The following is a 16237-nucleotide window of genomic DNA, read 5'->3' as shown; positions in this document are numbered from 1 at the left end:
TGTCCGTATCTGTAACTAAGTCTTGGCGAATGCCCTCATGCCGGCCCTGTCCAATACCATCCCCAAGAACAAGGCAATCAATGCCCACTCCAAAAGATAGGTTCGATCGAGAGAGTTTTGCGGGAAATTACCGTAAATACCGACGCGAAACCATGTGATGCCATGCGTCAACGGATTGGGAATCATCCATGCCCTCATCCAGAGGGGTTGAAGATCAACGATGAAGAATACACCCGACAGGAAAATCAGCCCGCGCGTCGCCATTCTGTATATCAAGAGCCAAGCCCAAAAATATCGCCCGATCACATTATTGATCATCCCGATTCCCATTCCCATCACGATTAGGAGCAGGAGGGGAGTGATCGCCTCAACGATGGAGTCAGGCCACGCCTGATCGATGCCATACAGCCACATGCCGGCGAATATGGCCACGGTCATGCCGATCCATATTAGCGAGTTGAGCAGTATGATCGCGATGGTAACGTCTAGCGAGGTCAGACCCGGCAGGCGGGCCCCCGCGCTACCGGCCGTTCGGGTCCTGCTGGAAATATGCAGGAAGAGATAAAATGGCAAAAAGCCACTCGCCATGAACAGGAACAAGGAAGTGCCGAAACTCGCCGTCCCCATCCTGAAGATACCCCGAATGACGTAAAGGAGCAGAATCAAGAGCACTGGCTCCAGAAGAGCCATGATGAAGGAAAGCCTGCCGGCGCGGCCGTAGGAGGACAGAAGTTGCGCCATGGTGATCCAGACGAGATTCCACCAGTTCGATACCGCTATTGTGGCCTTACGTGTCGTAGTAATCATGGCATCCTGAATTACCGAGCGGATCGGGCACTCTGCCCTTCTTCACACCTCCGCACTGCAAAAGCAAAGCGATGTTCATCTTCTTCTACGTTCTTGACTGGCTCTCCAACCATCTCCTTTGGGTGGCGCTCATCGTGTTCGTCTTCGGCACGACGCTCGCAGTCATGTGGAGGTTCGACCGCTAGCCAGCGCGGGGTCTGTTCTCAGGTGAGATGCTCCTTGATGGAACGGCTGACGAGAAGCGCAATCGTCCACAGAAAAAGACAGGCGATTGTCACCGTTAGCGTAGCGACAAACCGATTCGGATAGGTTGACGTCTGAGGAAGTGCGGGCTGAATGAACGGCGTGATGTAGAGGCGCTTGGTCACGGCATTCGCCCGTGCCTGCTCGAGCGATTGCATCGTCGACGTCAGCATGCTTTGGGCAAACTGCCGCTCAAGATCCAAAGCCTCATATCGCGCCACTAGCGGAGATATCCCGGTTCCTGTCGGTTGACTGGATACCTGAGCTTCGATTGCCTTCAGTTGTTCCTCGGTCGCCTTGATGCGCATATCCAGGGACCGTACCGGAGGTGCATTAGGACCGAGCCCTTGCTTGCCAAGTGCGGCCTTGTCGGTCTGAAGCTGTGTCAGCAACCCTCTCACGGTTCCCGCCAGCGTGGCGTTCGATAACACCACGTTGTTCATAGGATCTATCAGCCCTTCCTTCTCGCGATACTTCGCGAGATCGTCGCGGATCTGCCTTAGCCGGTCCTCCGCGCGCTTGACTTCCGCCTCCGAGAACCGAACGGCCTCTCGCAACGGACGCTGTGCAACGTCGTTTATCATCTCGTCGGCAGAGGACAGCAACGTCGTTGCGACCAGAACGGAATCCTCTGCCGTGAAAGCATGAACCGTCCCGGTCGAAATCCCCGTGACGGTGTCGTACGTGGCCTTCACCACATTGTCCTTCCAGTACTTCGCAAAGGCTTCTGTCGAGCGAGACACGTCTAGACGCGACCAGAAGTCGATGAAGGGGCGCGAATAGATCTGCCGCAGATTGATCCTTTTCTGAAGATCGTGAACGGCCTGCAAACTGGTCATATATTCAGTGACCATGTAGTTTTCATTGGAGTTGGATGCCGACGACACGCCAAGAGAGGCAATAATGCCGGAAGTCGCAGCCGACGTGCTGACAGTTCCATTGGTATCGCGAACGGCGAATCTGAATTCGACTACATATTGGGGGGATGCAAATCCAAAATAGTAGATAGCCGCCAGCACCGCAGGGAGCAGCACACACAATGAAAATGACAGGAAACCACCTAGAGACCGCCCTCCTCTGCGTTGCGGGAGTTCGCCAGCCCAAGGTTCTCCAACCATTTCGATCGAATCAGAACGCGGGGCCGCCGCGGCTTCCGGCACCTCAGCAGACCGCAGGCTTGGGGAGGTCCTAAGAACAGGCTCGCTCTCGTCTTGAGGCATGTGAGAAGTATGCACGGCGCTCGCGATATTCTCGCAGCCATCACGCGCCTGCCGGAGCGAATCTCTTTTGCGCTTGCCCGGCGTACCCTCAGCTGCAGCGTCGGAGGGAATTGCATCGAGCAACGACAAATGTAGAGGCTTCTTGGAATTTGCCATCGGGCTCGTCGAAAACTACAAATGCTGAAGGCATTCATTGGAATATAACGGAGGATTTATGATAGCATACTTCAGTTGATTGTTAGACGTTTTCTACGGCTCAAGTGTCCATCGATCGCCCCTAAGGGTTTCGCCTTAGATGTGGCGCTGACGACGCTGTTGCTTTGCCGCTGAAGTGCGTAATGAGCAGCTTGATGAGCGCCGCCTCTGCTGCGGCATGCCGCCCAACAATTATTTGACGGAGCCCTGCAGTTTTCAGGGCACTGCTAGGCTGCAGGCTCATAATGCCTGAGCCAAAGTCGTACGGCAGCGAGCTTTGCCATGGCAAGGTAGTTTAGGGCGATGCGGTCGAAGCGTGTGCAGACGTGCCTGAACTGTTTGAGTTTTCCGATGCATCGTTCGATGAGGCTGCGCTTCTTGTATGTCCGCTTCGAGTAAGGGGCGGGCTCAGTGCGGTTGACCTTGGGCGGGATGCAGGCGTTGCATTCCTGGTCCTCGATGACCTCGCGGATCCAGTCGGCGTCATAGGCACGATCGGCGAGCACGACGGCCCCTCGGGGCAGATCGTTGAGCAGAAGCTCCGCCATCGGCGCGTCGTTGGCTTGTCCGGGGGAGAGCTCGAGCTGTACCGGCAGGGCCATTGCCGACGACGCGGACGTGCAGCTTGGTCGTCAGTCCTCCACGACTTCGACCGATACAAGCGTCTCCAACTTGTTTTTTTGGGCGGCCGCCTGCTGATGCACGCGCGCGATGGTCGAATCGATCATCTGCACCTTGCCGTCATGGGCGGCGATGATGGCGTCCATCAGCCGATCCCAAACACCGGCCTTTCGCCAGCGATTGAAGCGGTTGTAGATCGTGGTCGGCGGACCATAGCGCTCCGGCACATCTGCCCACGGCGAGCCGGACCGAAGCACCCAGAGAATGCCGTTGAGAACACGCCGGTCATCGACCCGCGGCACCCCGCGAGGCTTGTTCGGCAGCAACGGTTGGATCGTTCTCCACTCAAACTCAGTCAGATCGTAACGCGCCATCGCCAAGGCTCCTTTCGGAACCTTGAATCACTTTCTCCAAACTTTGGGAATCGTTTATGAGTATGCGACCTAGCCTCGAATCTCTGAGACTGAGGGCGACAGGAGGGCGCCAAGCCGGAATAAACGCCCTCGCTACCCCCGGTAGTGGCACGCCGCCCAAGCCTCAGGTGCTTCCCCTCGAGAACGGATGCACGCTGGCTGCAGTCCGGCAGGGCAATCGGGCAGCGGGTGTGGAAATGGCGGCCCTACGGCGGGCGTATCGGGTTCGGGTCGTCGCCCTGCAGCATGATGCGCTTGCGCTTGACCGTCGGGTCTAGGACCGGCACGGCCGGCAGCAGCGCCTCCGAATAGGGATGAAGCGGCGTGTCGTAGAGTTCCGCCGCCGGCGCGATCTCGACGACGCGGCCGAGATACATCACCGCGATGCGAGTCGCGATGTGCTCCACCACGCTGAGATCGTGGGCGATAAACAGGTAGGTGAGGCCGAACTGCTCCTGCCGGTCCTCCAGCAGGTTGATGACCTGCGCCTGGATCGACACGTCGAGCGCCGAGACCGGTTCGTCGCAGATCAGCAGCTTGGGCTCGTTCTCGAGCCTGCTACCGCTTCCTACCAGGCGGTCGCATCCCCGTAGCCCCAGGGGTACCGCCCGTGGAAGCGGGAGTACTCGAGTCTTTCCGAGTACGATCGAATCATCAACACCTAGTGGGTCGACTTGAAACGGACGGGCTAAGCGTTCCCCTTCGGGATTCCCCGCAAGCTGGCCAAGCGTGCGGCATCGCGACTGGAGGCAAAAGCCGCGATGCGGATCGATTCTGCCATGATCGCCGCCTTCTTCTTCCCGTTCGAGTAAAAGGCGTTCTTCAGGTATGTGAGTTGCTCGTCCAGCTGCTTGCCCCTGACCGGATCGCCCGCCGCAACGGTCGCAATGACGATCTTCATGATCTGAAACAGCGCTTCCTCATTCTCAGTAAGGATCGCACTCGCCTTCTTGCTGCTGTCCTCTGACATGGGGTTCCTCGGCTGTCGGGGGCGAACTTCTAGCCGTCACCCCCTGGAGGGTCCAGGGATCTGCGAAAGCGACCCGCATCACGATGCACCCCTGACGGGGCGCGCCCCAGCCACTAATCCCGATAATGACACGCCGCCCAATGCCCCGGGCGCTTTTCCTCGAGCACGGGTGCGCGCTGGCTGCAGTCAGGCCGCGCGATCGGACAGCGGGTGTGGAAGTGGCAACCCGAGGGCGGCCGGATCGGGTTGGGGACGTCGCCTTCCAGCATGATGCGCTTGCGCTTCACGGTCGGATCGGGGATCGGCACGGCCGAGAGCAGCGCTTCCGAATAGGGATGGATCGGGGTGTCGTAGAGTTCCGCCGCCGGCGCGATCTCGACGACGCGACCGAGATACATCACCGCGATGCGCGTCGAGATATGTTCCACCACGCTGAGATCGTGCGCGATGAACAGATAGGTGAGACCGAACTGCTCCTGCAGGTCCTCCAGCAGGTTGATGACCTGTGCCTGGATCGACACGTCGAGCGCGGAGACCGGCTCGTCGCAGATCAGCAGCTTGGGCTCGACAGCGAGCGCGCGGGCGATGCCGATGCGCTGGCGCTGGCCGCCCGAAAACTCGTGCGGGAAGCGCCGCATGTGGTCCGGCCGCAGCCCCACCGTCTCGAGCAGCTGCACGACCCGGTCCTCATGCACCTGCCGCGAGGGCGCGAGCTTGTGGATCGTCAGCGCCTCGCCGATGATCGCGCCGATCGTGAGACGCGGGTTCAGCGACGCGTAGGGATCCTGGAAAATGATCTGCATGTCGCGCCGCAGCGCCTGCAGTTTCTCCGGGCCCATCTTCGTGACATCGGCGCCCTGGAACCAGACCTCGCCCGAGCTCGGCTCGATCAGGCGCAGGATGCAGCGGCCGGTCGTGGACTTGCCGCAGCCCGATTCGCCCACCAGGCCCAGCGTCTCGCCGGGGGCGATGTCGAAGCTGACGCCATCGACGGCATGCACCTTGTCGATCACGCGCGAGAGGATGCCGCCCCGAATGGCGAAATGCTTGCGCAGCTCGCGCACCGACAGGAGCGGTTCGGCGGCGTCGGGTGCCGGCACGGCGGCGGGAACCGTCGGGGATGTATTGCTCACAGCACGCACCGCACGAAATGGCCCGCTCCGACTTCCTTCAGCGGCGGGATGCCCTGGTTGCAGATATCCATCGCGAACTTGCAGCGTGCGGCGAAGCGGCACCCCGGCGGCGGTTCGAGCATGTTGGGCACGGTGCCGGCGATCGCTTCCAGCCGCTGCTTCTTGGCGGCACTGCGATCGACCCTCGGGATCGAGCGGATCAGACCCTGCGTATAGGGATGCCGTGGATTGCCGAACAGCGCCTCGACGGGCGCCTCCTCGACCACCAGGCCGGCATACATGACGGTCACCCTCTGGCAGGTCTCGGCGACCACGCCCATTGCATGGGTGATCAGCATGATCGCCATGCCGAAACGATCCTTCATCTCCTGCATCAGCTCGAGGATCTGCGCCTGGATGGTGACGTCGAGCGCGGTCGTCGGCTCGTCGGCGATCAGCAGCTTGGGCTGGCAGGACAGCGCCATGGCGATCATGACGCGCTGGCGCATGCCGCCGGAGAACTGGTGTGGATAGTCATGCACGCGGCGCTGCGGATTGGGGATGTTGACCAGCCGCAGCATCTCGGCGGCGGCGACCAGCGCCTGCTTGCGCGACAGCTTCTGGTGCAGTTCGATCACCTCGGCGATCTGGTCGCCCACCGTGTAGACCGGATTGAGCGACGTCATCGGCTCCTGGAAGATGATCGCGATCTCCTTGGCGCGGATCGAATTCATCTCCGAGGCTTCGAGCGGGATCAGGTCCCTGCCCTTCCACAGGATCTGGCCGGCCTCGAAGCGGCCGGGCGGCATGTCGATCAGCTTCAGCACCGAGCGCGCGGTGACGGTCTTGCCGCAGCCCGACTCGCCCACCACGCCCAGCGTCTCGCCGCTGTCGATGTGCAGGTCGACTCCGTCGACGGCACGCACCATGCCGTCCTCGGTCTTGAACCAGGTTTTCAGTCCGCGAATGTCGAGCAGAGGTTCGGCCACGCTACACCAGCACTAGAGGACACGTCGCGGATCGAGCGCGTCGCGCAGTCCGTCGCCGATGAAGTTGATGGCCAGCACGGTGATGAAGATCAGCGAGCCGGGGAACAGCGCCCAATGCGGCGCGATATCGAGATAGTCCTTGGCATCGCGCAGCACGCTGCCCCAGGTCGGGACATCGGACGGGAAGCCGAGACCGAGGAACGACAGCGTCGACTCCGCGATGATGGCGGCGGCGATGTCGATCGTCGCGACCACGATCACCGGCCCGAGCGCGTTGGGCAGGATGTGCTGCGTCACCTGGCGCAGCCGCGAGGCGCCGAGCGCCCGCGCCGCTTCGACAAACTCCTTTTCGCGCAAGGAGAGGAACTGGGCACGCACCAGGCGCGCCGCCGACATCCAGCGCGTGCCGCCAATGACGGCCACGATCAGCACGAAGGCGCCGCCCTCGACCCCCAACACGCCCTTCACCGGTTCGCGGAACAGGTAGATCACCAGCAGGAGGAGCGGCAGCTGCGGCAGCGACAGGAACAGGTCGGTGACCCACATCAGCGCCGCATCGACCCGGCCGCTCGCCATGCCGGCGACGGAACCGACCAGCAGCCCGAAGAAGATGGCGACGACCATCGCCGCGACGCCGACCGCGATCGAGATGCGGCCGCCGTAGATCAGGCGCGCCAGCAGGTCCTGGCCGAGATCGTCGGTGCCCAGCGGATGGTTCCAGGAAGGTCCCTGCAGCTTGGCGGCGAAGTCGATCTCGTTGATCGGGACGCGCCAGATGAACGGCCCGAACAGCACCGCGAACAGGATCACCGCGAGCGCGATGGCCGAGAACAGCGCCATCCTGTGGCGCCGGAAACGCCGCCAGGCTTCCTGCCAGGGCGAAAACTGCTGCCGCTTGGCCGCGGGCGTGGTCCCCGCTGCTGCGGGCGCCTCAGCGGTAAGCGATGCGGGGGTCGAGCCAGCCATAAAGGATATCTGCAATGAGGTTGAAGATGACGACCAGACAGGCCGAGACGAAGGTGACACCCATCACGACGGGCGTGTCGTTGGAGAGCATCGAGGTGATCAGCAGCGAGCCGATGCCGGGGACGCGGAAGATCTGCTCGGTGACGACCGCGCCGCTGAAGACGATGGGCATCTGCAGTGCCACCAGCGTCACGACCGGGATCAGGGCGTTGCGCACCACGTGACGGGTGATGACCTTGCGCTCGCCGATGCCCTTGGACCGCGCCGTGGTGACGTAGTCGAGCCGGATCACGTCGAGCACCGAGGACCGCACGAAGCGCACCAGCGCCGCGCCCTGGAAGAGGCCCAGGACCGCCACCGGCATGATCGACTGCTTGATATGCTCCCAGTAGAACTCCCAGCCGGTCGCGCTGATGTCTGCGCGGTAGACGAAGGGCAGCCAGTCGAGCTGGATCGAGAAGATCAGGATCAGCACCAAGCCGGTGAAGAAGGTCGGAAGCGAGAAGCCGATGAACGCAAAGGTATTGGCGATCTGGTCGAACAGCGAATAGGGCCGCGTCGCCGCCAGCACGCCAACCGGAATGGCCACCGCGATGGCCAGGATCTGCGAGGCGCCGATGACGACCAGGGTCACGGGCAGTCGCTGCATGATCAGTGTGCTCACGTCCATGCGGCTGACGAAAGAGAAGCCCCAGTCGCCCTGCATGAGAGCGGTGAGCCAGTGCCAGTACCGCATCCAGACCGGGTCATCGAGGCCGAACTTGGCGCGCAGCGCGGCGCGCACCTCGGGTGGCACGGCCGGGTTGGTTGCCAGTTCGTCGAAGGGATCTCCCGGCGCCAGGGCCAGGAGGCTGAAGAGCACGACGCTGATCCCGAGCAGACTCGGGATCATGATCAGGAGCTTCCGGATTACGTACTGCCTGCTCACGCGATGGACCTGCAAATAAGAAAGCCCTCCCCGCGCATCGCGGAGAGGGCGTTGTCGGACTTAGGCGTCCTTGAACCAGTCGCTGAGGTCCGAGGTGTTGTTGTCCCAGCCGCTGATGTTGCAGTTGAGCTTTGCGGCCTGCGCCGAGACCGTGGGGCGCTGCACGATGCCCATCAGGATATGGTTCTGGACCGCGAGGTCGTTCATCTTGATGAACGCCGCGGCGCGCTTGACCGGGTCGAGTTCCACTTCGGTCTCGCGGTAGAGCTTGTCGCATTCCGGGCTCTGCCAGCGGGTGATGTTGCGGCCCTGCCACTTGTTGGCCTTGGTGGCGGCCTCCCAGGAGACGAGTTGCAGCATGTGCGTGCCGGGATCGGGCTGGCCCATGGTCGTCGTGTACATCTCGAGGTCGGTGTAGAACTTCGTGTAGGTGTCCGGGTTGGCCACGTCCGACGAGAAGAACACCGAAGCCGTCACCGACTTCAATTCGATATCGATACCGGCCTTCTGCGCCGCCTGCTTGATGATAGCCTGCGTCTTCTGACGCGGCTGGTTGATCGAGGTCTGGTAGACGAACTTGAGCTTCTTGCCGTCCTTGGCGCGGATGCCGTCGGCCCCCTTCTTCCAGCCGGCCTTCTCGAGAATGTCGTTGGCCTTGTCGACGTTGAACTCGATCGGGTTGTTCTTGGAATCGAAGCGCGGCGGGCCGTACAGGAAGTTGCGCGTCGCCGGACCGGTGCGGCCGTAGATGTGGTCCTGGATCGACTTGTTGTCGACCAGCAGCGCGATCGCCTTGCGAACCTCGGGATCGCTGAGCGTCGGATGCTTCGTCTTCAGGCTCGCCCGCTCGCCGTCGACTTCCGTCCACGGATCGGTCGTGTTCATGAGGAAGAACTCGATGTTGCCGCCTGGCGTGATCGAGACCTTGCCCTTGCCGCCCTTCTCCAGGCGCGTGAGGATCTCGTCCTCGACCTGGAGGTTCCAGGCGAAATCGAATTCGCCGGTCTGCAGCACCGCGCGCGCCGCCGAGACGGCGTCGCCGCCGCCCTTCATCTCGACCGAGTCGAAATAGGGCTTGTTGGCCTGATGGTAGTTCGGGTTTGCGACGCCCGTCACCAGATCGCCCGGCTTGAAGTCCTTGAACATGTAGGGGCCGGTACCGACCGGCTTCAGGTTGGTGGGTGCGTCGCGCGACTTTGCGCCGATGAAGTCGGCGAACAGGTGCTTGGGGATCAGCATGCCGCGCGTGCCCACGAAGGCATCGGCCCAGAACGGCGTCGGCTTCTTGAAGGTCACCTTGACAGTGTACTGGTCGACCTTCTCGACCATCACATCCTGGTAGGACGCGATCGTGTAGGCGGCAGTTGCCGGGTCCTTGGCATATTCCCAGTTGAACACGACGTCGTCGGCCGTGAACGGCTTGCCGTCATGCCAGGTGACGCCCTGCTTCAGCTTCCACGTCACCGACGTGCCGTCGGCGGACAGGCCGCCATTCTCCTTGGTCGGGATCTCGGCCGCGAGCTTCGGCTTGAGGTTGCCCTCGCCGTCCCACGCCGCCAGCGGCTCGTAGAACAGGCGCGAACCGTCCTGGTCCTTGGTGCCGACCGCGAAATGCGGATTGAGCAAGGTCGGGCCCTGCCACCACAGCAGCTTGAGCGGGCCGCCGCCGCCGCGCTTGGTCGGCTTGTAGGTCGACGCCGGCTGCGCCATCGCGACGCCCGACGACAGGAGAATCTGGCCGGCCGCCGGTGCGCCGATGCCCACCGCCATCATCGCCTGCACGAAACCACGCCGCGAGAGCTTGCCGGCCTTCACCTTGCCGATGAGGCCACGCAGTTCACGTTCCTTCATTTCATAACTCCCAAGATCTATGCCCTTCCCGGTGCCGCCCTCGCTATGCTGCAAGATGCGTGCAATCCTCAATCGTTACAGGCTGTAACGTTGCCGTCAATGACAGCACTTGCTGTGGGGAGACACTGAATGGCTTGGATTTCTCTTTTCCTGGCGGGACTCTGCGAAATCGGCTGGCCCGTGGGCCTGAAACTCGGCTGGACGGACCAGGGCGTCCGGCCGGGGTGGCTGCTTTTCGCCGCCGTTGCCATCGTAGTGAGCGGAGCGCTTCTAATGTGGGCACAACGAACCATCCCGATGGGCACCGCCTATGCAATCTGGACTGGCATCGGCGCGGTCGGTGCCTTCGTCGTCGGCATCGTGGCCTTCGGTGATGCCGCCTCGACCATCCGTATCGTCTCGATCGCCCTCATCGTGGCCGGCATCGTCGGCCTGAAACTCGCGTGAAGGCTGCGCAATTGCGATGAAAGACAAGGTCGCGCCCTGGAAGGTGCTGGACTCGCGGTACAACTATCGTGACCGCTGGCTGGCGCTGCGCTCCGACACGGTCGAGTTGCCCAACGGCCGCGTGCTGACGCCCTTCCACGTGATCGAGCAGCCGGACTGGGTCACCGCCGTGGCAATCACGCGCGAGGGCAATATCGTCCTGGTGGAGGAATATCGCCACGGGGCGAGACAGGCGGTGATCGAACTGCCGAGCGGCATCCAGGAAGGGCCGGGCGACCCGGTCGACCAGATGAAGCGCGAGCTGCGGGAGGAAACCGGCTTCGCCAGCGACGAATGGCACCTGCTCGGGACCTTCTTCGCCAACGCGCCGCGGCTCAGCAACCGCGTGCACTGCTTCCTGGCGCTCGACGCCCGCAAGGTGGCCGAGCCCGCGCTCGAAGACAGCGAGGTCATCGTGACCCATGAAGTGCCGCTCCCGCAATTCCTCGAGGAACTTCGCGCCGGGCGACGCACCTTCCACGGCTTCCAGGGTGGCGCCCTGTGGCTGTTGGACGCCTATGCCCGCAGGACGCGGGATGAGCGTCTCGCGGCAGTGCTGGCCTGAGGGGCGACTACCGCTTCCGCTCGCGCAACCGGCCCGCGACGGCGCAGGCCATGAATCCGCCGATCAACGAGATATGCTCCATGGCGATGCGAAAATGCGGCGTGCGCGCCGGCTCCTGCATCGTCCAGAATGGATGAGCGAGCACGATGGCGACGACGAGGAAGCCGCTCAGGATACCGCAGCCCAGCCACAACCATCGATCCAGCAGGATCAGCAGCGAGCCGACCAGCAGGGTCAAGATCAGCACGATGTTCAGGAAACCCTCCGGCCGGAGTCCAAGGGAAGCCAGTTCGGCGGCGCTGCTTTCGAATGCGGCAAGGTGGCCGAGCCCCGCGCTCCAGAATACGAAGGTCAGCACCAGCCTGGCCAGAAACCAACCGACCCCGCTGTCCAGGAAAGCCGCGATCACCCGCGGCATGTCGTTCCGCCCCATGTCGATTCTCCTCCCCTTGGGAACTGCTTTTTGCGGACCATAAGGCGACAAGCTGCCCTCTTCCAACTCTCTCGCTTTCGTGCGTAATTTCGCCATGATCCGCAAACGACCCGACCGGGGCTGGCGCGCGGCGGCATTTGCCGCGGCGCTGTTTGCGATCACGCTCAACTTTTTCCAGCCCCTCGCCCATGCCGTCCTGATGCGCGATGGCGGCCCCGAAGCGGCGGCACGAACCTGGGGCGTCTTCTGTCTGCCTGGCGCCGACGAAGACGGCTCGCAGGCGCCTGGCCAACAGGCGGGCAAGGTTCACGAATGTTGCCTGGGCCTCGCGCACGCGCCCGTACTGGCCGAGCCCTCCGCCACCGCCTTCATGCTCGTGGAGCCGATCGACGCGACGATTGTCTTTGCGACGAACGACGAAGCCCTTGCTCCCGTCGGCATCCGTGACGGCCCCCACCGACCACGCGGCCCCCCCTCCCCGTCTGACGCCTGAACCCGCGACGCACCCTTGGGTACGCCGCGTTCGCCTGTCATTCGTGGGGAGTTCCTCTCAATGTTGTCCATTCGCGTGGCCACGGCCACCGCCTTCGCAGCCCTCGGGCTCATCCCGACTCTTGTCCGCGCGCAGGACGCGCCGCCCGCCGCCGATCCATCCCCGACCGGGCAGCAGCAGCCCGTGTCGCTGCCGCCGATCACGGTCAGCGCCGGCCGCGGCTCGGACCTGCAGAAGCTCGACGTCAGCACCACCGTCATGACGCGCGAGCAGATCCAGGCGACGCCCGAAACCGGCGTCGATCAGCTGGTGAACCGCATCCCGGGCGTCTGGCTGCCGACCATCCCGACCGGCCAGCTCCACCCGACCGCCCAGCCGGTGAACATCCGTGGCTTCGGTACCAGCACCACGATCAATACCCTGATCATGGTCGACGGCGTTCCGGTCAATGATCCCTACTTCCGGACCATGAACTGGAGCACCATCCCGAAGAATTCGGTGGAGCGCATCGAGGTCATCCGCGGCGGCGGCGCCACCAGCCTGTGGGGCAACATGGCGATGGGCGGCGTGATCAACATCATCACCCGCGAGCCGACGAGCACCGGCGCTTCGGCCGACACGAGCTACGGCAGCTACAACAGCTCCACGGCCGAAGCGGCCGGCAGCTACGTCGTCAACGACAAGGTCAAGGTCGGGGCGAGCTACAATCATGCCCAGAGCTCGGGCTACAACCTCACGCCCGCCCAGTACCGCAACGCCAATCTCGTCGCGACGGCGTCCAAGGCCGACAACGTCGCCGCCAGCGTGTTCCTGACCCCCAACGACAAGCTGAAGCTGTTTGCGAAGGGCTACTGGAACCAGACCTATGAGGATGGCCTGGTCTGGACCTATGCCCACAACAACTGGTCGACCTATCGACTGCTCGCCGGCGGTAGCTACAAGTTCGACGAGAACCAGTCGCTGAATTTCAGCGGCTGGGCGAGCGGCGGCTCGTTCGGCACCATCAACGTCGGCAGCGGCGCCTACAACCTGAACAACACAACCGCGACCAACCAGTATGTCAGCCAGATCGAGGCCGCGCCGAATTCCGACATCGGCGGCTCGGTTTTCTACGAAGCCAATTTCGGCCCCCTGCGCGATGTAAAGGTCGGCGTCGACGCGCGTCGCACGATGGTGACCGACTACAACAACCTCTATGCCAACGTGTCCGCCAACCCGACGACCTTCATCGTGAATGGCGAGCATCGGTTCCAGGGCGTCTTCGGGCAGGGAACGTACCGGTTCACCGGCATACCGGTCGATGTAACGGTCGGCGTGCGCGGCGACTTCTGGCAGGCCTTGAATGCCAGCGTGCTGACGACGAACTCCAGCAACCTCAATGTCGTGCCGAACGCCAGCGCGGCGAGCTTCGACCCGCGTATCGGCATGAAATTCTATGCCAGCGACGAGCTGACCCTGCGGGCCGCGATCTATCGGAACTTCTCGGCGCCGGGGATGAACCAGATGTACCGCGTGTTCGCCAGCGGCACGAGCTACTCGACGATCAATCCCAACCTGCAGCCCATGAATAATTTCGGCCAGGAAGTCGGCTTCGACTTCGAGTGGAAAGGCTTCACCCTGTCGGGCACCTACTTCAACAACAACCTGAACAACTTCATCGACTACATCACGGTCTGCAACACCAGCCCGGCCTGCGCCGCGCCCTATGTCAGCGCGGCCGGTCTCGGGCCCAACTTCACGACGGTCCGCCAGTACCAGAACGTGGGCAACGCCACCTTCCAGGGCCTCGAGCTGATCGCCACCTGGCAGCCGTTCGAGCAGTTGCGGCTGACCGGCGGCTTCACCCAGACGAACGCCTACCTCACCAGCTCGGTCAATCCGACGCTGGTGCGGACCGGCGTGCAGCTGGGGCAGGTGCCGAGCTACATGTTCACGGCCGGCGTCGAATGGCGGCCGATCGAGACCCTCGTCCTGACCGCCGCGATGAAGTCGTTCCCGCAATATTGGAACGACACCAACCATACGCAGTTGAACGACGGCGCCACCCTGATCGACCTCGGCCTGCGCTGGACGCCCGTGAAGGACGTCGACATCTATGGCAGTATCCAGAACCTGACCAACGTCCAGTACCTGGCGCAGGGCTACACGCGGACCTCGTTCGAGGGCTCGACAGTCAGCGCGTCCGCCATCCCGCAGCTCGGCATGCCGCTGACTGCCACCGCCGGCCTGAGGGTGAAATTCTGATGCGTGCACTCCTCGCCTTCGCAGCCATCCTGTTGTTTGCCGGCCCCGCCGCCGCCCAGCACCAGCACGGCAAGCCGGGCGCCGCCGCACCAGAGGCGTTCACCGCCACGCCGGCGTTCGGTCCCGATGGCACGCTGTGGCTGGTCCGCGCCATGGCCGACAGGATCGTCGTCGTGCGCTCCAGCGACCTCGGCAAGACCTTCTCCGAGCCGGTCGCGGTCACGCCGGAGCCGATGAACCTCGACTGGGGGCCCGACGCACGGGCCCGCATCGTCGTCGACCCCAAGGGCGGGTTGGTCGTCACCTTCGCGATCTTCCAGGACCGCAACTTCAACGGCCGCGCCTTCTTCTCGCGCTCGAACGACAAGGGCACGAGCTTCAGCAAGCCGCGGCCGATCACCGCCGACACGACCAGCCAACGCTTCGAGACGGCGGCGGTCGATCCCGCCACCGGCCGGGTGTTCGCCGTCTGGCTCGACAAGCGCAACGTCGCCAAGGCGCGCGCCGCCGGGAAGCCCTATCCCGGCGCTGCGCTGGCCTATGCCTGGGAGGATGGCGACGCGGGCTTCGGCCCGACCTCCATCGCCCTCGACAATACCTGCGAATGCTGCCGCCTCGGCGTGGCCTTCGCCGGTCCCGGCAAGCCCGCCGTGGTGTTCCGCAACATCTTCCCCGGCTCCGTCCGCGACCACGGCGTCGTCACCTTCAAGGACGAGAAGACGCCGGGTCCCTTGCGCCGCGTCAGCGCCGACGACTGGAAGATCGAGGCCTGCCCGCATCACGGGCCGAGCCTCGCCATCCTCCCTGACGGCTCCTATCACGTCGCCTGGTTCACCGACGGCTCGGCACGCAAGGGTCTGTTCTATGCCCGAGCGGACAATGGCGACACGCCGTTCGGCGTGCCGCGCGCGCTGTCCACGCCCAAGCGCCAGCCGGCGCGGCCCTATCTGCTGGCCAACGGCACCGCGCTCCATCTCGTGTGGAAGGAATTCGACGGCACGAAGTCGACCGTGCGCTGGCAGGTGAGCCACGATAGCGGCCGCACCTGGAGCGATCCGCGCACCGTGGCGGATACCGAGGACGCGTCCGATCATCCGCTGCTCGTCGCCAATGCCGGCCGCGCCTACCTGTCTTGGCTTACCAAGGCCGACGGCTATCGCCTGATCCCCCTCGAGGACCAGCCATGAAATTTCGTCCCGTCCTCCTCGCCCTCCTGGTCGCGGTCGTTTCGGCCGGCGCCCAGGCGGCCGACCTGCAGGCCTTTGGCCGTGGAAGCTGGTCCAAGCTGCGCGCCGCCCATGACGGCCAGCCGACCGTGGTGCATTTCTGGGGCCTGACCTGTGCGCCCTGCCTCGTGGAAATGCCGGAATGGGGCAAGCTCCAGGCCGAGCGCCCGGACATGCGCCTCGTGCTGGTGGCGGCCGATCCGGTGCCGCAGGATCCGGCGCGCGTCTCCGACATGCTGGCGCGGGCCAATCTCGCGAAGGCCGAGAACTGGGCCTTCGCAGACCGGTTCAACGAGCGGCTGCGCTATGAAATCGACCCCGCCTGGCCAGGCGAACTGCCACGCACGATGCTGATCGACCGTGACGGCAAGGAGACCGTCCTCACGGGCGTCGCCGATCTCGCCGAGGTCCGCGCCTGGCTCGACGCGCAGAAAAAGCGCTGACGCCCCAACCTCTCCCTTCGCCCATTCTCTCC

General features: G+C 63.5%; 15 protein-coding genes and 2 pseudogenes. 6 read left to right on the top strand and 11 right to left on the bottom strand.

Annotation, left to right across the window (positions count from 1 at the left end):
• Window positions 1-15: 15 nt before the first annotated feature.
• From ACO07I_RS25055 to ACO07I_RS25010, 10 genes and pseudogenes are all read right to left on the bottom strand, one after another.
• Window positions 16-807, bottom strand: a complete 792-nt coding sequence (locus tag ACO07I_RS25055; RefSeq protein WP_422012268.1) for an ABC transporter permease — start codon at window positions 805-807, stop codon at window positions 16-18.
• 203 nt (window positions 808-1010) lie between these two features.
• Complete coding sequence (locus ACO07I_RS25050) at window positions 1011-2426, bottom strand: hypothetical protein (RefSeq protein ID WP_422012266.1); 1416 nt, start codon at window positions 2424-2426, stop codon at window positions 1011-1013.
• Between the two features lie 266 nt (window positions 2427-2692).
• Window positions 2693-3460 (bottom strand): annotated as a pseudogene (locus tag ACO07I_RS25045) (IS5 family transposase).
• A 132-nt stretch (window positions 3461-3592) separates the two neighbouring features.
• Window positions 3593-4044 (bottom strand): annotated as a pseudogene (locus ACO07I_RS25040) (oligopeptide/dipeptide ABC transporter ATP-binding protein); the annotation flags it as partial.
• Between the two features lie 143 nt (window positions 4045-4187).
• Window positions 4188-4469, bottom strand: a complete 282-nt coding sequence (locus ACO07I_RS25035) for a hypothetical protein (protein ID WP_422012264.1) — start codon at window positions 4467-4469, stop codon at window positions 4188-4190.
• Between the two features lie 113 nt (window positions 4470-4582).
• A complete protein-coding gene (locus tag ACO07I_RS25030; protein ID WP_422012262.1) occupies window positions 4583-5602 on the bottom strand; it encodes an ABC transporter ATP-binding protein in 1020 nt (339 codons plus the stop codon).
• A complete protein-coding gene (locus ACO07I_RS25025) occupies window positions 5599-6510 on the bottom strand; it encodes an ABC transporter ATP-binding protein (protein ID WP_422018370.1) in 912 nt (303 codons plus the stop codon). Before ACO07I_RS25025 ends, ACO07I_RS25030 begins: the two co-directional genes overlap by 4 nt.
• Before the next feature lie 72 nt (window positions 6511-6582).
• Window positions 6583-7536 carry an ABC transporter permease gene (locus tag ACO07I_RS25020; protein WP_422012260.1) on the bottom strand — a complete coding sequence of 318 codons (954 nt, stop codon included), beginning with the start codon at window positions 7534-7536 and terminating at the stop codon, window positions 6583-6585.
• On the bottom strand, window positions 7502-8464 hold the full coding sequence (locus ACO07I_RS25015; protein WP_422012258.1) for an ABC transporter permease: 963 nt from the start codon (window positions 8462-8464) through the stop codon (window positions 7502-7504). The genes ACO07I_RS25020 and ACO07I_RS25015 overlap by 35 nt, the downstream gene beginning before the upstream one ends.
• 60 nt (window positions 8465-8524) lie before the next feature.
• On the bottom strand, window positions 8525-10315 hold the full coding sequence (locus ACO07I_RS25010) for a peptide ABC transporter substrate-binding protein (protein ID WP_422012256.1): 1791 nt from the start codon (window positions 10313-10315) through the stop codon (window positions 8525-8527).
• A 129-nt stretch (window positions 10316-10444) separates the two neighbouring features.
• Here ACO07I_RS25010 and ACO07I_RS25005 point away from each other — a divergent pair, with 129 nt between their 5' ends.
• Window positions 10445-10762, top strand: a complete 318-nt coding sequence (locus ACO07I_RS25005; RefSeq protein WP_422012254.1) for a DMT family transporter — start codon at window positions 10445-10447, stop codon at window positions 10760-10762.
• Window positions 10763-10778: 16 nt separating this feature from the next.
• A complete protein-coding gene (locus ACO07I_RS25000) occupies window positions 10779-11366 on the top strand; it encodes an NUDIX hydrolase (protein ID WP_422012252.1) in 588 nt (195 codons plus the stop codon).
• Window positions 11367-11373: 7 nt separating this feature from the next.
• Here the strand turns inward: ACO07I_RS25000 and ACO07I_RS24995 are convergent, their stop codons facing one another.
• Window positions 11374-11799, bottom strand: a complete 426-nt coding sequence (locus tag ACO07I_RS24995; RefSeq protein WP_422012250.1) for a DoxX family protein — start codon at window positions 11797-11799, stop codon at window positions 11374-11376.
• Between the two features lie 94 nt (window positions 11800-11893).
• Here ACO07I_RS24995 and ACO07I_RS24990 point away from each other — a divergent pair, with 94 nt between their 5' ends.
• Genes ACO07I_RS24990 through ACO07I_RS24975 form a run of 4 tightly spaced genes read left to right on the top strand, consistent with a single transcriptional unit; the run spans window position 11894 to window position 16205 of the window.
• Window positions 11894-12292, top strand: coding sequence for a DUF2946 family protein (locus tag ACO07I_RS24990; protein ID WP_422012248.1), 399 nt, complete (start codon window positions 11894-11896; stop codon window positions 12290-12292).
• 60 nt (window positions 12293-12352) lie between these two features.
• Window positions 12353-14536, top strand: a complete 2184-nt coding sequence (locus ACO07I_RS24985) for a TonB-dependent receptor (RefSeq protein WP_422012246.1) — start codon at window positions 12353-12355, stop codon at window positions 14534-14536.
• Entirely contained in the window at window positions 14536-15723 is a 1188-nt protein-coding gene (locus ACO07I_RS24980; protein WP_422012244.1) for an exo-alpha-sialidase, read from the top strand. Before ACO07I_RS24985 ends, ACO07I_RS24980 begins: the two co-directional genes overlap by 1 nt.
• Window positions 15720-16205, top strand: a complete 486-nt coding sequence (locus ACO07I_RS24975; protein ID WP_422012242.1) for a TlpA family protein disulfide reductase — start codon at window positions 15720-15722, stop codon at window positions 16203-16205. The genes ACO07I_RS24980 and ACO07I_RS24975 overlap by 4 nt, the downstream gene beginning before the upstream one ends.
• The last annotated feature ends 32 nt before the right edge of the window (window positions 16206-16237 follow it).

It is taken from the genome of Reyranella sp., assembly GCF_965227665.1.
In the GTDB taxonomy this organism is placed as follows: Bacteria; Pseudomonadota; Alphaproteobacteria; order Reyranellales; family Reyranellaceae; genus Reyranella.
The sequence above is the reverse complement of the archived record's forward strand: the minus strand, read 5'-3'. Positions and strand labels throughout refer to the sequence as shown.